The following is an 18,091-nucleotide window of genomic DNA, read 5'->3' as shown; positions in this document are numbered from 1 at the left end:
AGACTACAACATACAGGAGGCTAGCCTTTGAATCGAAGTATGATATGGAAGCTATTGCTGTTATTATCATTGACTGTATCAATGATGCCTTTTACAGCGACTACATATGCTTCAACTGACCGAGCATCGCAAGATCAATCTTCTCCATCATCAAGTAATACTCAGCAAAACACGCAGCAGCAAGAAGAACGTACACTTATCTACGAAGGTGATTCCAAAAGCAATACAGAGAATAATTCTTTTACATATCATGTGCAAGTAGCGCCAGCGACTGTGCAGCTCGATACTATCGCTTCATTCCAACTGACTCAAGATCTGGAATATATGAATGGTCAAGATGCGGCTGCTTTTACGAAGTTTCTGGATACTGATGATCTGCTCAATGGTTCTATGCTAGGAGTGATCAATATTCCTAAAACCGATGCTTGGATTATTTTGCAGTATGTCGAATCCGGGCATATTCTAGATACGGATTATAAGCAGATTGATTCTCAAGAGCTGCTATCTACGTATCGTCGTGATATAGAAGAACAAAATAAAAAAGCGGCTGCGGACAAACAGCTACAAGTTGTTGGTTGGGGGCAAGTGCCCAAATATGATCGTCCAACCCGTACATTGTCCTGGGACCTCATGATGGTCAGTGATCCATCGGATGAAGTATTTAATTACAATGCACGCATACTTACACGTACTGGTTATATCAGTGTTTTAATGATTACGACTCGCGATCATTATGCCTACGATACGGGCATATTAAACCAATCTATTTTACCTCATATACGCATTCAGTCCGGCTCAACCTATGACAGCTACATCGCTAATCAAGATCATGTATCCAAAATGACATTGCAAGGCTTGATTGCGAGTGGAGCAGGAATTGGAGCTGCACATAAATACAGCTTTTATTTCTTTGTCAAAAAGTTATGGTACATCGTCGCACTCATCGCCGTAGGCATCTATCTATATAAGCGTAACGGCGCTAAACGTGATCTTGAACATGAATTGATGATTGAAGAGATCCAATCTCGGGATTATCAGCAAAATGAGCTTCCCATTCGGCGTCCAAAACCCGCTCAGCCTATGGCACCGCTAGTACAAGAAAAACCGTCGGCATCATCAGACGAAAAGTAATCAGATCCTAAACAGAATGAAAATGAAAGATTAGTAGTATAAGCTTATCTTTTCTCTATATGCCGAAACGATTCGTTCAATGGTTCATTTCATACAGCATTTAACTATGTATTGAATGATTTGATTCGCAATAGACGTCCGAACAATAGGAGGAATATTTCTGTTAACGGTCGGGAGAATAGAACGAATGATGGATAGTAATCATTCATATGAACGATTACTATCCATATATAATCTATACAAGCCCAATTTTGTATATAGCTGATTCGCTTGTGCTTCACTAAACGTATATAATAAATATATCTGTACACAGACTGGACAGGGACGGAGGGATAGATATGGAAAAGACAAATGCGTGGGTGCTCGTGCTAGGTACATATGCAGTGGGCGTACTGCTGTTTTTCGGTACTTGGAAACTGAGTGATATTTTATTCTTCCAATGAGCAATTGGATGCAATGAAGCGGGTCTATCTATGTAATGACTAAATCTCTCATATATTGCAGCGAGTCTAGTAGACGATTCTATACAGCGCGCATATTGGAATATATGATAGGTGTTCAAATGCATAATAGAAGCTGTGGTGCACGATAGGAGTTGTGATATAACATAGTGTTTTTGCATGATAGACTTTCGCATACGTGATGTATAATTCTATCTATCAGCAGCCGCCGCCGCATACAAAAAGTCGTTTCTTCTCCTTGCCTGATCTGAAGCTAATCAGCAGAGCAAGTTGGGAAACGACTTTTTGTATATATCTTGTAGCAGTCAATTACTATACGATAGAAAGTAGAAGATAGAAAGTAGAAAGTGGAAGATAAAAAGTAGAAAAGTAGAAGACAAAAAGCAAAAAGTGAAATTATACTATTCTCTACACATCCGCAGAATTATATGATTTCCTACATCTCTACCCATATCTTCTGTTCGTTCATGATCTTTTATTCGTTTATAATCGTCCATTCGTCCATTCATTCATTTATTTGCTTGATGCCCAATATTATGTGCTTGCATCAATGTGTCCATTCTTTTCGATACGCTAATGGCGTACAATCGACTCGTGCTTTGAACAGATTGATAAAATGCGACACATTATAAATGCCGACTTCGCTTGCGATCTGCTGAATGCTTTTGTCGGAATACCGAAGCATGTTTTTGGCAGCATTGATGCGAATATTGATCAGGTACTCAATAGGGGGCAATCCAATATGCTGCTTGAAATCGCGACTTAGTTGAAACTTATTGGTAGCGTATTTTTTTGCTAGATCGTCCAATGTGATCGGTTCGGTATAATGCTTTTCCAGATAAGATTGCAAATCAAGAATCGGTGCAGGGATGCCATTATGCTTTTCGCCTGCATAAATAGAAGTAAGCAAAATCTCAGTCAACAACTGCACAATCAGCTGTGAGCTAATCAGCTCGGTTTTGTTATTACGGGGTGTCTGTACATTCAACAATCGATTCATGAGCTCTGGTATAGCTGAATGCTCAGCGGGATGACATACTGGCAATTGACGCTGGCTAAATGGCCCATAATAACCATCCATCGCTACACCACGCACATGCAGCCACAGAAACTCCCATTCTTCATTGGGCAGTGTCTCATAACGATGCGGCTCGCTACATTGAATAAAGAACAGGTCGCCTGTCGTCAGCGTGTACTGCTGACCATGATAACGTAATTTGCCACGTCCAGATAATGTATACAAAATGAGATAGGAATGGAGATGCTCGCGATCAGTAGCAAACGGCGCGGACGTCTTCAAATGCCCGATTTCCTGAACGTAAAAGTAGTAGGCCTGTGCAGTAGAAGACGGCGTGAGTATAAGGCGAGTTGAATCTTCTGTCCATGCATGTGATGCTTTTTCCCAGTAACTCATCATAATGATCTTCCTCCTGCATAGGTAGCATGCGGAATAACGAAGTCAGCTGGACTCCTTATTCCAATACAACAGTAATTGAATCAGTTACCCGTTAAAAGCATAACTAAATTGTAAGCGTTATCTTTGAATTTATCAATTCATTCATGTACACTTCATCTGTTGTTTTTTATTTTTTTTGTAAATGTATTTGAAAAAGGAAGTAAGCAAGAAGGACGAAAAGAGGAAAACGATAATGAAATGAGAGGTGTGAAGGGACAATTATGAAATCCATATTAATAGGAAGAAACAGGATTAAACAACTGTTTTACCAGATATGCAATATGAATAACAGGATGATGTAATTGCAGTTTTAATGCCGAAACAAATAAATAGAATGCCAAGTCACTTCGCGGTATAGCATAGACAGTACAGGTGGTGTATCGTTTCGGCAAAGTGGGATCGCTTTTTGAAATGTATTCAGGGGATGTAATCATATGGAAATGGATTTAGATTTGGAAAATGGAACCGGTCCCTATCTATTCCATCCATATGAGCCGTAAAAAGACAAAATAAAAAGGCCACCCGCAGGTGACCTTTCTAACCCAGATGGCGCTATTTTGAAACTGACCGCATCCCGCGCCGACCGGAAATTCTGGTTCTTACACCAGAACCTCGGTTTGGGTAAAGGACGCGTTCAACATGTGATTATTGATGTTGACGCACCTCCTTTCTGTATGGGGATAGTTTAGCATAGGTTTACATAAACATCTAGTGCTATTTACAAAAAAAAGAAAAAAATCGATCTCGATGTTAGTACTCCGTTGAAACATGAACATCTGTAGGAAATGAGACCTGAACTTTCGGGAAATTTGCATAAACGCACAAATAACAGGTGAAATTTTATCGATTTCATGTATAATCCCTATTACATACAGTACAATAATAACATATATTATCTGGTAAAAATGAAGATAATAGGGTGATTGTGAGGTCTGCACATTTACGGATTGGACGACCTTGCATATTCAGTGTACAATAGCATGTCTGTACGTAAAAGTTTAACCGCATTAATTTTGAGGATATAGCCATGAAACTACAAATTGAATTGATTCCCTTACCTACGATGAATGTGAATGTGCGTAGCCGTCTTACTCCTTACCGATGGAAGAAGCTCAGTCAGGCAATTCAGCGACGTGACGGATATGCCTGTGTCATCTGCGGACGCAAGAAAGGACATGACATACATAAACTGCACTGTCATGAAATGTGGGCATTTGATGAGCAACACGAGATTCAGCATCTGACCGGCTTTCAATCCCTGTGCTTCCAGTGTCATATGATCAAGCATATCGGTTTTGCAGATCTGAATGGCTGGATTGAAAAGTATCATCTGGTGGATCATTTTTGCAGGGTGAATGAGGTAGAGAAGAAACAATTTGCGCTCCATTTGCACGATGCTGTACAGCTCTGGCTTCGCCGCAATGAGATAAACTGGACAGTGGATACAGGCGACCTTATATAATTAAGCATCATAACCTAACCGTAAATAAACAGCATGTGAATCATGATTGATTTTTATAAAAATGAACGAAGCTGATGAGACGTTGGAGATGGGATTACGCACTTGATGAATATACGTTCCCATTGACCTTCTATGCCAGACTGCCAAATATCCTGAATACAATCAAAGCTGATTGCGAATTGAATAACATGGAATTTTAGTTAAATTCACGCTTTGATTAAAATGATATTTTGTAGTACATTAGCTTTTGAAGAAAGAGGAGGTTTCTAATGTACTCAAGCAAACAGAGTGACGCGTTGCACATCATGACTTACACCTTGAACAGCGGAATCAAAGGCACTGTGCCTTTATCCAACCAGCAGATTGAAGAATGGCTGGAAAGCTACAGAACGAATACTCGTTATGTAACCAGTATAGGCAAAGAATTTTTTGGTTTGAATCCAGAGCTGGTTGCCGATTTCAAAGTACAGAATCAATTCTCTGATTACCAGCGTGTAATCGTACCTAATCAGCAACCAGAAGAAGAGGAACATCTGAGCAGTGCGTACAAGCAAAACGAGATTCTGATCAAAGTGGATTGCAAATGTGGCACCGCTTATACAACGGATTCGCCGTTTATGCGGACCAAATGGTATTGTACCAAATGTAAAGAAATCGTCTTTTTGGACCCGAAAAAAGGCAAAGTAGAAACTTCTCGCGGTGAAGCGTTTTATATGACCAACAAATATTTTGTGGAACGCGCTCCGATTGAATAATATAGCGACAGTCTGTACTATGACTGCTATCTTACTGCCGGTTTATTGGATAAAACTGCGCATGTATTCGGCATGATGTAGACAGACTGTTTTCATTCTGGTAGCAATTTTTGACTTAATAAGTTAGGTTATTATGAGGTCAGCGGATACGGACAGTCCACGGAAGAAGGAGTCAACAGAAACTAGGGGTAGTGTATGTGATTTGCGTACATATGCAGCGGTCATCTACCGTATAGAGTTGTATACATGCACAGGAATGGATAGCTGAATACATTTCGCAATTACGTGATATTGCAAGCGAAATGTGCAGGCTACGATGTCCTTTGGGGATGGACAATTCATGTGCATGATGAACAGTTGGAAGGAGGATGCGATATGTTATCGACGCATTCGTCTTATCATGATCGACGTCCGCGTATCGTGCCGTTGATCATCTGGTTATTGCTGACACTAGGATGGATGGCATTTATTTTTGCAATGTCGAATCAGCCGTATCAGGAGCAGGATATGAAGCCACTGCTGGCATCGTGGATTGCGGAGCCATCATTAGCGGCATTGACACCATCGCTAGAGTTTACGTATGACGGGTACACTGTGAGCGGACAGCAGCCGTACGATTTTTGGGAATTTTTTATACGCAAAGGCGGGCATGTGAGTGAGTTTGCTGTATTGACGTTTTTGCTGATTCGCTTATTAAGTCAATGGATGCGTTCTACGTACCAGCCTCTAGTGTGGGGTGGAATCATCGCTTACATCTATGCTTGTAGTGATGAGTGGCATCAGACGTTTATTACAGGACGTACCGGGCATTTTGCAGATACGTTGATTGATGCGATAGGTATTGTGTTGGTCGTTTTGATCTATGCTCTGATCCGGAAGCGAAGCAGCCAAAAGCAGGGGTTGCGATTTGCATAATCATGGCATGAGAGTTCCAGAATAGAGATAATAGATCATAGAATACAGATAATAAATCATATAGTAGATCGTGTGGAAGACAGGCAGATAAAGCCTGTCTTTTTTGTATTTGAATGTGGGTTTGATCATTGGATATGCAATATGTGATGAATGAGGCGAGCATAATCGCAATAATGATAAACGTACACAGGATGATGGACAGCGAGATCAACAACAATAGTAGATAAGAAATATATACAGCGAGATGGATCGGTACTGTTTCGTACAGGCTATGTATAATAATGATTTAACTTTGTTGACAATGTCCACAAATAATTTTATGATACATACAGCTTGATTGTGGACGAAGTCCACTAATGGAATGGCAGCTATAAGGGAGTGATTCATGTGGACGACAATATGATTGCGGATATACGCCGTTTCAACCGCCGGTATACGAATACACTGGGCGTGCTGAACAGCCATGTATTGGATAGCGGATATTCATTTGCTGAGGCGCGTGTCGTGGTTGAGATTGGGATGATGGAGCCATGTATCGCCAATACATTAGTAAGTAGTCTCAATATTGACCGCAGTTATATGAGCCGTATCATTAATCGATTGGTCAAATTGCAGATTCTGTCGCGTCAGCCGTCCAAGGACGATCAGCGCGTCAGCCTGCTTCGTTTGACAGCGAAGGGGCAGCAATTGTACAACGAGTTAAATGACAAATCCGATGAGCAGATTATTCGTTTGTTTCAGGCTTTGCCGGAGCAGGAGCTAATACAGCTGCATGCATCAATGCGAGAGATTGAACATAAATTAGACCAATTGGAGCGGATGGAACATGATACGATTTGAGAGTGACTATACCGAAGGCGCACATGAGCGCATTATACAGAAGATGGTACAAACGAATATGGAGCAGACGAGCGGTTATGGCATGGATGAATATTGCGAACTTGCCAGACAGCATATTCGACGTGCCTGCGAGAATGAACATACAGAGGTACAATTCCTCGTTGGAGGTACACAGACGAATACGACGGTCATTTCTGCTATTCTTAGACCGCATCAAGGCGTAGTCGCTGCGGTATCCGGGCATATTGCTGTGCATGAAACGGGCGCGATTGAAGCAACTGGGCATAAGGTGATCACTTTGCCTAGCGACGATGGCAAAATCACTGCTGCTCAGGTGCAACAAACGTATGACGATCATTGGAACGATGTGACTCACGAGCATATTGTGCAGCCGGGTATGGTGTACATTTCCCAGCCGACGGAGAATGGAACGATCTATAGTCGCGCTGAGCTGGAGGCGCTGTATGAGGTATGTCGCGACAGTGGGCTGCCACTATTTATTGACGGTGCACGTCTTGGGTATGCGCTCGCTTCGCCGGACAATGACGTGTCTTTGCCGCAGCTGGCGAAACTGTGCGATGTCTTTTATATCGGTGGTACCAAAGTTGGTGCATTTATGGGTGAAGCGGTTGTGATCGTGAAGGATGCGCTGAAAAAGGATTTTCGTTATTTTATCAAGCAACGTGGTGGCATGCTTGCCAAAGGGCGTATTCTTGGCATTCAGTTCGAAACGCTGTTTGAAGACGGATTGTATCTGGAGGTGTCGCAGCACGCCGTACAGCAAGCGCTGCGCATCCGTGAAGCCTTCGCTAGTCGCGGCTTTACGTTCCGTTACGATTCCAGCACCAACCAGCAGTTCCCGATTGTACCTGATCGTCTATTGGAACAATTGCGTGCGAAATACTCCTTTTCATTCTGGGAAAAGGTCGATGAGACGCATAGCGTTATTCGCTTCTGTACGAGCTGGGCAACGAATCCAGCACAGGTCGATGAGCTGGTGCGGGATATTGAAGCGCTGGAACAGCAAGGAAAATAACATCCTGAAAGATAGCCTGCAACAGTACGTCACACCATTTGCAATGGGATACCGTCTCAAATCATACATGTCCCATTCGCTATACAATGATTATGCAAAAGAGGAGGGCTGTGCGCATGAATATACGTGAAATCCAACCGAAAGATAACAACGCCATTGAGAGCATCATCAAACGCTCACTGGAATCCTTCAACCTCAATCTGCCCGGCACCGCCTACTTTGATCCGCAATTGGGTAGCCTTGCCGAATACTATCAACAGTACCCCAACGCCAAATACTGGGTAGCTGTCAATGATAACGATGAAGTACTCGGCGGTGCAGGTATCGGTCCATTTGGTGCCAATGCTGACGTCTGCGAATTGCAAAAATTATACCTTACACCCGCAGCTCAAGGTCAAGGGATCGCCAAACAACTGATGCAAACTGCTCTATCATTCGCCGCAGAACACTACAAACTCTGCTATCTCGAAACATTCCAATCGCTGGAAGCCGCCAACACCCTTTATCTCAAATTCGGCTTCCGCCAACTAGAAACCCCCTTCCCAGACACCGAACACGGCGCCTGCGACGCATGGTACGTAAAAGACCTTGCACAGTAAGTAAATACAATGAATGTCCATCTACAATCAGAAGCCGCGTCCATGATAAGTAACCCAACGTTATCATGGACGCGGCTTTTTTCCATTACATACACTCCAAAACCATCTAAACCGATCCAATATGATCTAAAACGATGTAACACTCATATCCATCATAATAACCAATCTACACCCATTCAAGTGCACATTGAACCTCAATTCAAACCACACCTTTTTCTGTTTTTCTACCCCCGCCACCACCGGAAAAGATGCGAGATGCTCGGAGCGGAGGGAAGGGAATTAGGGGGAAGGGACGACTTTGGAGGTGCGAGAATCTACCAGTTCTCCTAATCCGTAGATTCTCGTGCCTCCACCCGAGTCCCGCCCCCTAATCCCTTCCCGTAGCGGTCCCCCATCTCCATCCCATTTCCCCAACAAGTAAGATTTGTCTCCAAACCAGTCATATCTGTTGCTTATCCCCATTTCTGCCAAACGATACAATAACAGCAGAAGTCACATATCATATTCCTGTACCAGTCCGCGGCTGGCAGACAGGAATCAGGGAGGTGCCCGTGATGGAGCGTTCCGCATCCACAGCTTCATCCAAAACAGCCGGTTCGCGTTCGTGGCTGTCAGTCAGGACGAAAGAAACGCTGGCTGGTTATTTGTTCGCCGCGCCGATGCTGCTCGGTTTGACTGTATTTATTTTGATTCCGATGATCTCGCTCTTTTTCGTTAGTTTAACCAAATGGAATTTTATTCAAGGATTGAGTGGGGTGGAGATGGTCGGACTGGACAACTTCCGCCATCTGTTTCAAGATACGACGTTCTTCGTATCGCTGCTGAACAATCTGAAGCTGCTCATTGCCGTTCCGGTCACGCTGTTCGTATCGCTAATTGTGGCGATTGTGGTAGATGAACTGGTTTATTTCAAAAGCTTTTTCAAAGTCATCTACTTCATGCCCTACATATCCAGCGTAGTGGCAGTAGCGATCGTATTCCAGATCCTGTTCCACCCATCGCAAGGACCAGTCAATCATTTCCTGATGTCACTCGGCATTGAGAATCCACCCAAATGGCTCGCCGATACATCATACGCATTGCCATCGATCATGCTGATCAGCGTCTGGACATCCATCGGCTTCAACATGATCGTATACTTAGCAGGTCTACAATCCATTCCAAAAGACCTGTACGAAGCCGCCGAAATCGACGGTGCATCCAAATTGCGTCAATTTCGCTCGATCACCGTTCCAATGCTGTCGCCAACAACCTTTTTCCTACTGATCACCGGCGTCATCTATTCATTCAAAACATTCGACCTGATCGCCGTACTCACCCAAGGCGGTCCCGCCAAGTCCACTAACGTCATGGTCTACGAAATCTACGACCAAGCATTCATCAACCTAAAAATGGGCTACGCCGCCGCCGAATCCGTCTTCCTATTCGCCGTCATTCTACTCATCACCATCCTGCAATTCTGGGGTCAAAAAAAATGGGTCAACTACTAACAAGTTCATCCATAAAAGAAATGAACTACAAAGCATTCACATCACACACTCAAGCTAAATGAGTTCAAAAAAAAGTAAACAACACCAAACCCAAAATAATCTCAAATCACATCAATACACAATACTAACCGCATTCTTTCAACCTTGCTCCAATCACAAAAAAACTGCTCCTCACCGTGTGAGAGTGGCATGATGCATTTGCACGGAGCGGAGGGAAGGGAATTAGGGAAAAGGGCGACTTTGGAACGTGAGGAATCAACCTTTACTTCCAATTCATAGATTCCTCATGTTCCACCGGAGTCCCGTTCCCTAATCCCTTCCCGCAGCGCACCCTGCAACAAGCACATCCACCCACCCACAATCCATCTGAAAGGAAGGTGCTACTCTTGGACAACCCGCTCAATCCAATTCCGGCTCCTGCACGCGCCATACCGCCCAAAAGCAAGAGCCGACCTGCTATCAAATGGTCTTTGACGAAAATAATTGTAACCGTTATCATGCTGATCATAGGCGTCATTTTTCTACTGCCATTCATCTGGATGCTGTCCGCTTCATTCAAGCCGGAAGCGGATGTGTTCAAGTATCCGGTGCAGTGGATTCCACAGACGTGGAACGCCATTGAGAACTATCGTACCGTCTGGTTCGGTGATCCACCATTTGTGCTGTATTACTGGAACTCTATCAAGGTATCTGTGCTGACTATTCTGATCTCCGTCATCACCTCCGCAATGGCAGCATATGCCTTTTCCAAAATTCAATTTCGCGGTCGGGATACGTTGTTTATCGTAGTGCTGCTGACCTTTATGATTCCAGGGCAGGCGCTGCTCGTACCGCAGTTTATTATGTATCGCAGTCTCGGATTGTTTGATACGCATATCGGACTGGTGTTACTGGAATCGTTTAGTGCACTAGGTACGTTTATGCTGCGGCAGGCGTTTATGTCGATTCATACGGAGTTTATCGAATCTGCCAAAATCGACGGAGCTGGACATGCGCGTATTTTTGCCCAGATTGCGTTGCCGCTCGTGCAGCCGTTTATTGCGACGTATGCGATTTTACGGTTTATCTGGACATGGAATGATTATCAGGCACCGCTGATCTTTTTACGTTCGCCAGAGCTATTTACGGTGCAACTAGGTATTAATCGATTCGCTGATGCAACCGGGGAATTTTACTCGCTGATTATGGCTGGAACATGTTCGGCGATTTTGCCGCTGTTGATTGTGTTCTTGCTGGCACAGAAGCATGTTATTGGCGGTATTGCATTGGGCGGAGTCAAGGGTTAACTGTATCTGGTGTGCATTCGTTATCGGTATACATCTTGTATTAGATAAAATGGCATACCGACAGTTCATACCCGTGTATCATCGCTAATCATCGTTTAAATAAAAGCATTTGATCACATAACCTACACTGCCAATCGAAAGGGGAACATTATGACATCCAAATCACATACATCTGCACATCCTGACAATCCAGCAGGACAGACATCTACTGTTACAACTTCTTTGCAACGTTTATCGCGCCGTTCGGCCCTGCTGATCTTTCTCTGTATCATGCTGGTGCTAGCAGGCTGCGGAAAGTCACAAAGCGCCACCACCGGAGCAGACGGGAAGAAGACGATTACCTTTTACACCTGGTATACCAAAGAGCAATTCAACTGGGATAAAGTCTACGCTGCTTGGCAAAAGGCACATCCTGATATTGATATCCAGTACGTCGGTCTATCTACCAAAGGTGATACCGACGAATATATCAAAAAGCTCGATCTGGCTGCCGGTTCCGGTGACAATATCGACGTGGTGATGGTCAACAATGCGATGACCTACGCACAGCGAGTCGATATGGGCATGTTTGCACCACTGGATGATCTGATCGATTTTAATTACGGAGATGAATATTTGGCAGATTTCCCGGTCGACAATGTACGCTATGCCATTCCGGGTAAACGTTCCATTACGTATGTATTGCTGAACAAAGACCGTCTGGACAAAGCAGGGCTGAAAGTACCGACCGATTGGACGTGGGATGAATTCCGCGAATATGCGAAAAAGCTGACTGCTCCTGACCATAGCTACTATGGCGTATATTTCCATACATGGGCATCGCAGACGTTGCTGGAACTGCTGAACCAGCCAGAAAACAACAGCTATCTCAAAGCCGATGGCACATCGAATATGGATGATCCGAACCTGCGTAATTCGTTCCAGCTGCGTTATGATGCTGAGCATACCGATCATTCGGCAGTGCCATACAGCGATGCGATTTCCCAGAAGCTGAATTACCGCGACCAATTCCTGAGCGGTGCAGCGAGCATGCTGGTGATGGGGAGCTGGATGAACTCGACGATCTCCGGTACTGCCGAATCCGCACCGGACTTTAAGGTGGCGGTAGCTCCGTATCCGAAAAATAATGCTGCCGACAAAACCATTTACACAAGCAATGACTACGATTATTACGGCATCGGTGCCGGTTCCCAGCAACAAGATACTGCCTTCCAGTTTATTCGCTGGATGACTACCGAAGGCTTGCAAGCGCAAGGCACAGACATCTCATCTTGGAAAAAGGCAGATGTCAGCAAGGAGCTGGAAACGATCGTTAACAACGGTACGCATCCAGAACAGGTCGATCTCGATTCACTGACTGCGACTTTCAAAGTGAGTCAGGGCATCAACAAACCGCCTGCGGTTCCGTATCTGTCGGAGATCGAATCCGAAGTGAATGCAGAGTTTGAAAAGTATATTTTGCAGAAGCAGGACTTGAATACAACGATTACTAACAGCAAAGCGATTGTGCAGCAGATTATTGACGCCAACCGCAATTGACGAATACCAGATACACTCATCATTCGTATAGGCAATACGGTAACAGACTATTCGGCTGCGGCGCGTTCATCATATTGACGCGCCGTTGTTCCGTTTTACGATATATGCCATTTATAATGTAAGCGGAAACAATATAATAGAGATATATGTTCATAGAGTGCATCTCAGTATTGTTCACAAAAATCAAAGTATGACCCAGAGCAAACATGAGAGCATATTCAAAACGAAGTATTACCGAACCATCGAATCATTGAAACTACGAATCACTATGGAAATGAGGCGGACGGGATGAACAAGTGGCACGGATGGCGACCGGTATCACTGCGCAGCAAGCTGATTGTGGCAGTTGCCTGCTGTCTGTTGCTGACGATCGGGGCAGGTTCGCTGCTATCAAGCTGGCTGACCAAAGATATGATGAAAGAAACGGTTATCCAGAATGCGGGCAACTCGCTCGATGCAGCGAATCTCTATTTGACCGATCAGATCAACCGTCTGATCTACATTTCCAATTATCTATATCTAGACAATGAATTGAATCTGTCGCTTAAATATCGGCAAAGCGGCGTCTATGTCGGACAGACGGAAGTGTCTGATGTGATGCGTAAGCTGGACAATCTATCGTATGCGGGTGAGCCGGTGTACATTTCTGTGTGGACGGGCGATGGCAAGATGATCTATAGCAATTTTCAATCAGATCAGTACCGGATTGACGGGCTGAATATGAGTAGTATTGTTCATAGCGAGCAGTTTGCAGCTGGAGGGCGGCTGAATTTCTGGCTGCATCCAGCGTATATTAGCCAGCAGGGAGCCGATGCGAGACAGCATCCGTATATGTTGTCTGTGGCGCGAAGTTTGCGTATTTTGTCAGGGAAGCCGTATGGCTATGTGGTGATTAGTATGGATGAGCAGCGGCTCAAGGAAGTGCTGAGCAAATACAGCTCCACCATTCAGATGATGGTGGTCGGATCAGACAACCGGATCATTTCGCATAATGATGACGGCATGATCGGCAAAGATTTTGAAACGGTAAAAAATGGGCGCAGCGATCTCGTAGAGGTCGAGCGCGATATGTCCGTCTCCGGTTGGCGGTTAGAGGGGTTAGTGCCGTATGGTGCGGCGGCGCAGAAGATTAACCGAATCTATCAGGTGACGAATCTGGTGCAGGCGGTTGTCGTGCTGTTATTTCTGCTACTTCTCATGCTGGGCATCGCTCGATTGACACAGCCAATTGCCCGACTCGTGAAGGTAGTACGCAAGATCGACAATGAGCATTTGCATCTACGTTCTGGCATTCGCGGCGAGGATGAAGCGGGACTACTCGGTCAATCGCTCGACGATATGCTGGATCGGGTGGAAAATATGATTACACAGGTGGAACGCGAGCAGAGCGAACGCAGGCGTGCGGAACTGGATATGCTGCAAGCGCAGATCAACCCGCATTTTCTGTTCAATATTCTGGGTGCGATTCGTATGGATCTGCTGCTCAAAGGCTCAGAAGAAGCTGCCGAGTTGCTTGGGTCGCTCTCTTCGCTGCTACGTATGACGATCAATCGTGGTAACGAGATGATCCCGGTACGCGAGGAGATGGAGACGGTGCGTCATTATGTGCGGTTGATCGATTTTCAGCGCGATACACGCGTACGATTGGAGATGGATGTGCAGCCAGAATCGCTGGAAGTGATGCTGCCGCGCTTCATTATCCAGCCGCTCGTGGAGAATGCGTATCAGCACGGGCTATCTCGGTATGGCGGCATTTTGTGGATTCAATCGTGGGTGGAAGGGCAGTTTCTGCATATCGAAGTGCGTGACAGTGGCGAAGGCATGGATGAGAAGCGGTTACAAGCAGTTCGGGCAAAGCTCGCTTTGTTAGGGGAGCCTGTGGATACTGATGTTTTTGACGATTCTGATTTGTTTGCACCGACAGATTATACATTGCAATCGGAAGTAGAAGCTATGACATCGGAAGAGGAAGGGACAGCGTTCGAGCAACATCTGAACCAGACATCGCCGCACAATCGTACAGGCATTTCCGGTATCGGTTTGACCAATGTGGTGCGTCGTCTGTATATGATCTATGGTAATCAGGTGCAGATTCAGGTGGATAGTCATCCAGGCGAAGGCACGGGCATTGTGCTGGGAATTCCGTTGCATTCGTCTGGAAACGGAATTCATACCACGACTCAGGCTGATATGGATTCCGAATCGTCTATAGCTCCCGATACGGATGCAGGGACAGCATTATCGAATGACAAGGAGGAGAAGCAGGATGTACAGCGTAATGATCGTTGATGATAATCGACCGGTCTTGAATTATTTGTCCAAGTCGGTGCAATGGGAGTCGTTAGGTCTGGAATTGAAGGGCTGCTTCAGTGGATCGCGGGAAGCGCTTCTGTACGCGCAGCAGCACGGAGTCGATATCGTCGTAACTGATATTGGCATGCCGGAGATGAACGGGATTGAGCTGATTACACAGATCAAGCAGCAGCAGCCATCTTTGCAGTCGGTCATCATTTCGTGTCATGGCGAATTTGCATATGCACAGCAAGCGGTGAAGCTAGGTGTCAAAGATTATTTGCTAAAGGAGAATCTGACCGCGGGGCAATTGGAGCATGTGCTCAAAGAAATCTGCGAACGATTGGAGCGTGAGCAATCCGATTCGCGCGAACGTCGCCGTTTGCAGGAGGAGCATCGTCGTCATCGGCTGCTGCTCAAGCGCAAGCTGACTGATGAATTGTTATCCGGCAGTGAAGTGGACGAATCATATGGTGTTCGGCGACTGGCGCACTTTGGATTTGAATGGAATGGAAGCGGACTGGTTCCAGTGTATTATCGGATCACTGCCAGTGCGGAGCGCAAGCGTCGTTTTCATGATCTGGAACTGCTGTCGTTTGCAGTGGAGAATATTGTGGAGGAGATTGCCGAAGGTTCTGGGCGAGCGATTCATTTGAGTCAGCAGGGCGGGGAGGGATATATCTGGATCTCGTTACCTGTACGGTCGCATCATGAGCAGGAACATATTTTGCATGATGTGATCTACCGGATGATGCACAGTGTCAAAAAGTTCGCCAAAGCGGAAATGATCGCTGTCGCTGGAGCGGTACAATCGGGATTGTTGCCATTGATCCGCCAGTCGATACTGCTCAAGGAGCAGAGCGATTGTTATTTCTACCTGCAACCGTCACAGCTGTATCGGGCACCGATTCCGGTAGCGTTTGGACAGGAAAGTCAGTTGTTCGCCGATTATCCGGCAGTGACGGAGACGCTTGCCACTGTATTGCAGCCAGAAGGCGATATTCACGGCTGGATCGCGGATTGGTTACGCCAAATGACCGAGCAATGTTATCACCCGGAGGTGGTCAAGTCCTTCATGCTCAAGCTGGCGATTGACTGGCAGCTCAAGCGGCAGCAACGGTATGGGCAGCCTTTTGCCATTCCAGTTGAGCAACTGCATCGGCAGATGTCGGAGGTGGGGCATCTGGGTGAATTGGAGGAATGGCTGGATAGTACATTCGTTGCGCTGGCAGAACGGGCACGTAGCTGGGCAGGGCAGCCGGATTGCCGACCGGAGATTTTCCGGGCGCGCAGCTATGTGGAGCAACATATGCATCGGCTGGTCAAGCTGGAGGAGGTTGCCGATGAGCTGCATCTGAATCACAGTTATTTTAGCCGGCTGTTCAAGCGCGAGACGGGTGAGACATTTATCGAATACGTCACTCGTGTCAAAATGGAGCGTGCGCAGGAATGGATCTCGTCGGGCGAAGGCACGGTGGAGGAAGTGGCACGGATGCTAGGATATCAGTATAAAAGCTATTTTCTGAAATTATACAAGCTGTACACCGGTCAATCTCCTGTCAAAAGCAAAGGGGAACAGGGATGAATGCCGCGGCTGGCATGCAAAGCTCCGGCGAAATATGGACATGGACAATGGATACAATCCGAGCACAGTCACCAATCATTCGCGATCATTTTCCACATATTGCCCAGCATGGTCGGTATGATCGTTGTACACCGGAATGGTGGACAGCAGGCTTCTGGCCGGGCTTGTTATGGTTAGTTCAGCGATATGATATCAGGGAATTGATGCGAACATTGGATCAGCAGCAGATGGAACAGGATCAATCATTATTGCGCTGGGCACGAAGCTGTGAGCAGCAGTTGGAGCGCTGCCTGCACCATCCTGAACAAGTAGATCACAATCTCGGCTTGAGCTGGTTACTGAGCGGAGTGGCAAATTATGAGCAGACCGGTGATCTGGAAGCGCGTCGTCGTAGCTTGCTTGCTGCTAATTTGTTGGCAGGGCGATTTAATGTGCGGGGTGGATATTTGCGGGCGTGGAATTTTGAATCGGCGCTGATGGATACGCGCGGGGTTACGGTAATTGACAGTCTGATGAATCTGCCGCTGTTATACTGGGCATCGCTGCAAACCGGTGATCCGCGTTATCGCGCGCTGGCAATGGCGCATGCGGATACGGTGGCGCGTGAGCTGGTGCGGCAGGATGGATCGGTCTGTCATGTGGTAGAGTTCGATCATAATACCGGGCAACGACAGCGCGAGCATGCGGGTCACGCTCATCATGTCGGTTCGGCATGGGCGCGAGGAACGGCGTGGGCATTATACGGGTTTACGTTGTCGTATGCGTATACTGCCAAGACTCGATATTTGGAGCTGGCACGGCGGATTGCTGACTTTTTCTTGGAACAAATGGAGGAACGGATTGTGCCCTGCTGGGACTTTCGTGCGCCAGCGGAGCAGCAATATCTCATCGATTCCTCAGCAACGGCAATCGCTGCTAGCGGTCTACTTGAGCTATCGAATTATGTAATCAAATCGGAGCGACGCCGATTGCAGCGAATCGCATCGATCTGGATAGATGGGCTGTATGAGCAGTATTCGACGCGGCATGCCGGAGAAGAAGGGCTGATTACAGGCGGATATGTACCGGATATGGAGCAGCGGCATACGCAGATGCCGATCATTTATGGAGATTACTTTTTTACCGAGGCACTGGTGAAGCTGCATGGTGGACAGGGATTGTTAACACCGGGCTTGCAGCTGCACACATAACTGTCGCTTGACGCTTACTGGGCATTGTGGAACTATAGAAACAGAGGTGTGGGA

Annotated in this window: 14 protein-coding genes; 13 read left to right on the top strand and 1 reads right to left on the bottom strand. The window is 46.0% G+C overall.

The annotated features are described in order from the left end of the window. Positions 1 to 27: 27 nt before the first annotated feature. Positions 28 to 1,131 carry a DUF2167 domain-containing protein gene (locus tag ACDE64_RS15320; RefSeq protein WP_411347396.1) on the top strand — a complete coding sequence of 368 codons (1,104 nt, stop codon included), beginning with the start codon at positions 28 to 30 and terminating at the stop codon, positions 1,129 to 1,131. Between the two features lie 1,008 nt (positions 1,132 to 2,139). On the opposite strand, the gene ACDE64_RS15315 is transcribed toward ACDE64_RS15320, so the two are convergent. Beyond that, the gene (locus tag ACDE64_RS15315) at positions 2,140 to 3,009 is read right to left on the bottom strand and encodes a helix-turn-helix domain-containing protein (protein WP_411343007.1); all 870 of its coding nucleotides are present in this window, start codon (positions 3,007 to 3,009) and stop codon (positions 2,140 to 2,142) included. 1,066 nt (positions 3,010 to 4,075) lie between these two features. Here ACDE64_RS15315 and ACDE64_RS15310 point away from each other — a divergent pair. The 12 genes from ACDE64_RS15310 (at position 4,076) to ACDE64_RS15255 (ending at position 18,037) form a co-directional block, all read left to right on the top strand. After that, the gene (locus ACDE64_RS15310; protein WP_411343006.1) at positions 4,076 to 4,510 is read left to right on the top strand and encodes a hypothetical protein; all 435 of its coding nucleotides are present in this window, start codon (positions 4,076 to 4,078) and stop codon (positions 4,508 to 4,510) included. 269 nt (positions 4,511 to 4,779) lie between these two features. Then, positions 4,780 to 5,265, top strand: a complete 486-nt coding sequence (locus ACDE64_RS15305; RefSeq protein WP_411343005.1) for a hypothetical protein — start codon at positions 4,780 to 4,782, stop codon at positions 5,263 to 5,265. Positions 5,266 to 5,640: 375 nt separating this feature from the next. Next, complete coding sequence (locus ACDE64_RS15300; RefSeq protein WP_411347395.1) at positions 5,641 to 6,180, top strand: VanZ family protein; 540 nt, start codon at positions 5,641 to 5,643, stop codon at positions 6,178 to 6,180. A 378-nt stretch (positions 6,181 to 6,558) separates the two neighbouring features. Beyond that, on the top strand, positions 6,559 to 7,020 hold the full coding sequence (locus tag ACDE64_RS15295) for a MarR family winged helix-turn-helix transcriptional regulator (protein ID WP_411347394.1): 462 nt from the start codon (positions 6,559 to 6,561) through the stop codon (positions 7,018 to 7,020). Then, the gene (locus tag ACDE64_RS15290) at positions 7,007 to 8,056 is read left to right on the top strand and encodes a threonine aldolase family protein (protein WP_411347393.1); all 1,050 of its coding nucleotides are present in this window, start codon (positions 7,007 to 7,009) and stop codon (positions 8,054 to 8,056) included. The genes ACDE64_RS15295 and ACDE64_RS15290 overlap by 14 nt, the downstream gene beginning before the upstream one ends. 116 nt (positions 8,057 to 8,172) lie before the next feature. Next, the gene (locus ACDE64_RS15285; RefSeq protein WP_411347392.1) at positions 8,173 to 8,655 is read left to right on the top strand and encodes a GNAT family N-acetyltransferase; all 483 of its coding nucleotides are present in this window, start codon (positions 8,173 to 8,175) and stop codon (positions 8,653 to 8,655) included. A 554-nt stretch (positions 8,656 to 9,209) separates the two neighbouring features. Next, entirely contained in the window at positions 9,210 to 10,145 is a 936-nt protein-coding gene (locus ACDE64_RS15280) for a carbohydrate ABC transporter permease (protein ID WP_411347391.1), read from the top strand. A gap of 497 nt (positions 10,146 to 10,642) precedes the next feature. Continuing rightward, positions 10,643 to 11,431 (top strand): carbohydrate ABC transporter permease, encoded by a 789-nt coding sequence (locus ACDE64_RS15275; RefSeq protein ID WP_411346808.1) that lies wholly within the window; start codon positions 10,643 to 10,645, stop codon positions 11,429 to 11,431. Between the two features lie 150 nt (positions 11,432 to 11,581). Next, the gene (locus ACDE64_RS15270; RefSeq protein ID WP_411347390.1) at positions 11,582 to 12,970 is read left to right on the top strand and encodes an ABC transporter substrate-binding protein; all 1,389 of its coding nucleotides are present in this window, start codon (positions 11,582 to 11,584) and stop codon (positions 12,968 to 12,970) included. A 288-nt stretch (positions 12,971 to 13,258) separates the two neighbouring features. Beyond that, a complete protein-coding gene (locus ACDE64_RS15265; RefSeq protein ID WP_411347389.1) occupies positions 13,259 to 15,259 on the top strand; it encodes a sensor histidine kinase in 2,001 nt (666 codons plus the stop codon). Next, positions 15,237 to 16,847 (top strand): response regulator, encoded by a 1,611-nt coding sequence (locus ACDE64_RS15260; RefSeq protein ID WP_411347388.1) that lies wholly within the window; start codon positions 15,237 to 15,239, stop codon positions 16,845 to 16,847. Before ACDE64_RS15265 ends, ACDE64_RS15260 begins: the two co-directional genes overlap by 23 nt. Next, entirely contained in the window at positions 16,844 to 18,037 is a 1,194-nt protein-coding gene (locus ACDE64_RS15255; RefSeq protein ID WP_411347387.1) for a glycoside hydrolase family 88 protein, read from the top strand. Before ACDE64_RS15260 ends, ACDE64_RS15255 begins: the two co-directional genes overlap by 4 nt. Positions 18,038 to 18,091 lie beyond the last annotated feature (54 nt).

It is taken from the genome of Paenibacillus sp. WLX2291, from assembly GCF_046603665.1.
Taxonomy (GTDB): Bacteria; Bacillota; Bacilli; order Paenibacillales; family Paenibacillaceae; genus Saccharibacillus.
Note: the sequence above shows the minus strand (reverse complement) of the source record. Positions and strands in the feature narration are given on the sequence as shown.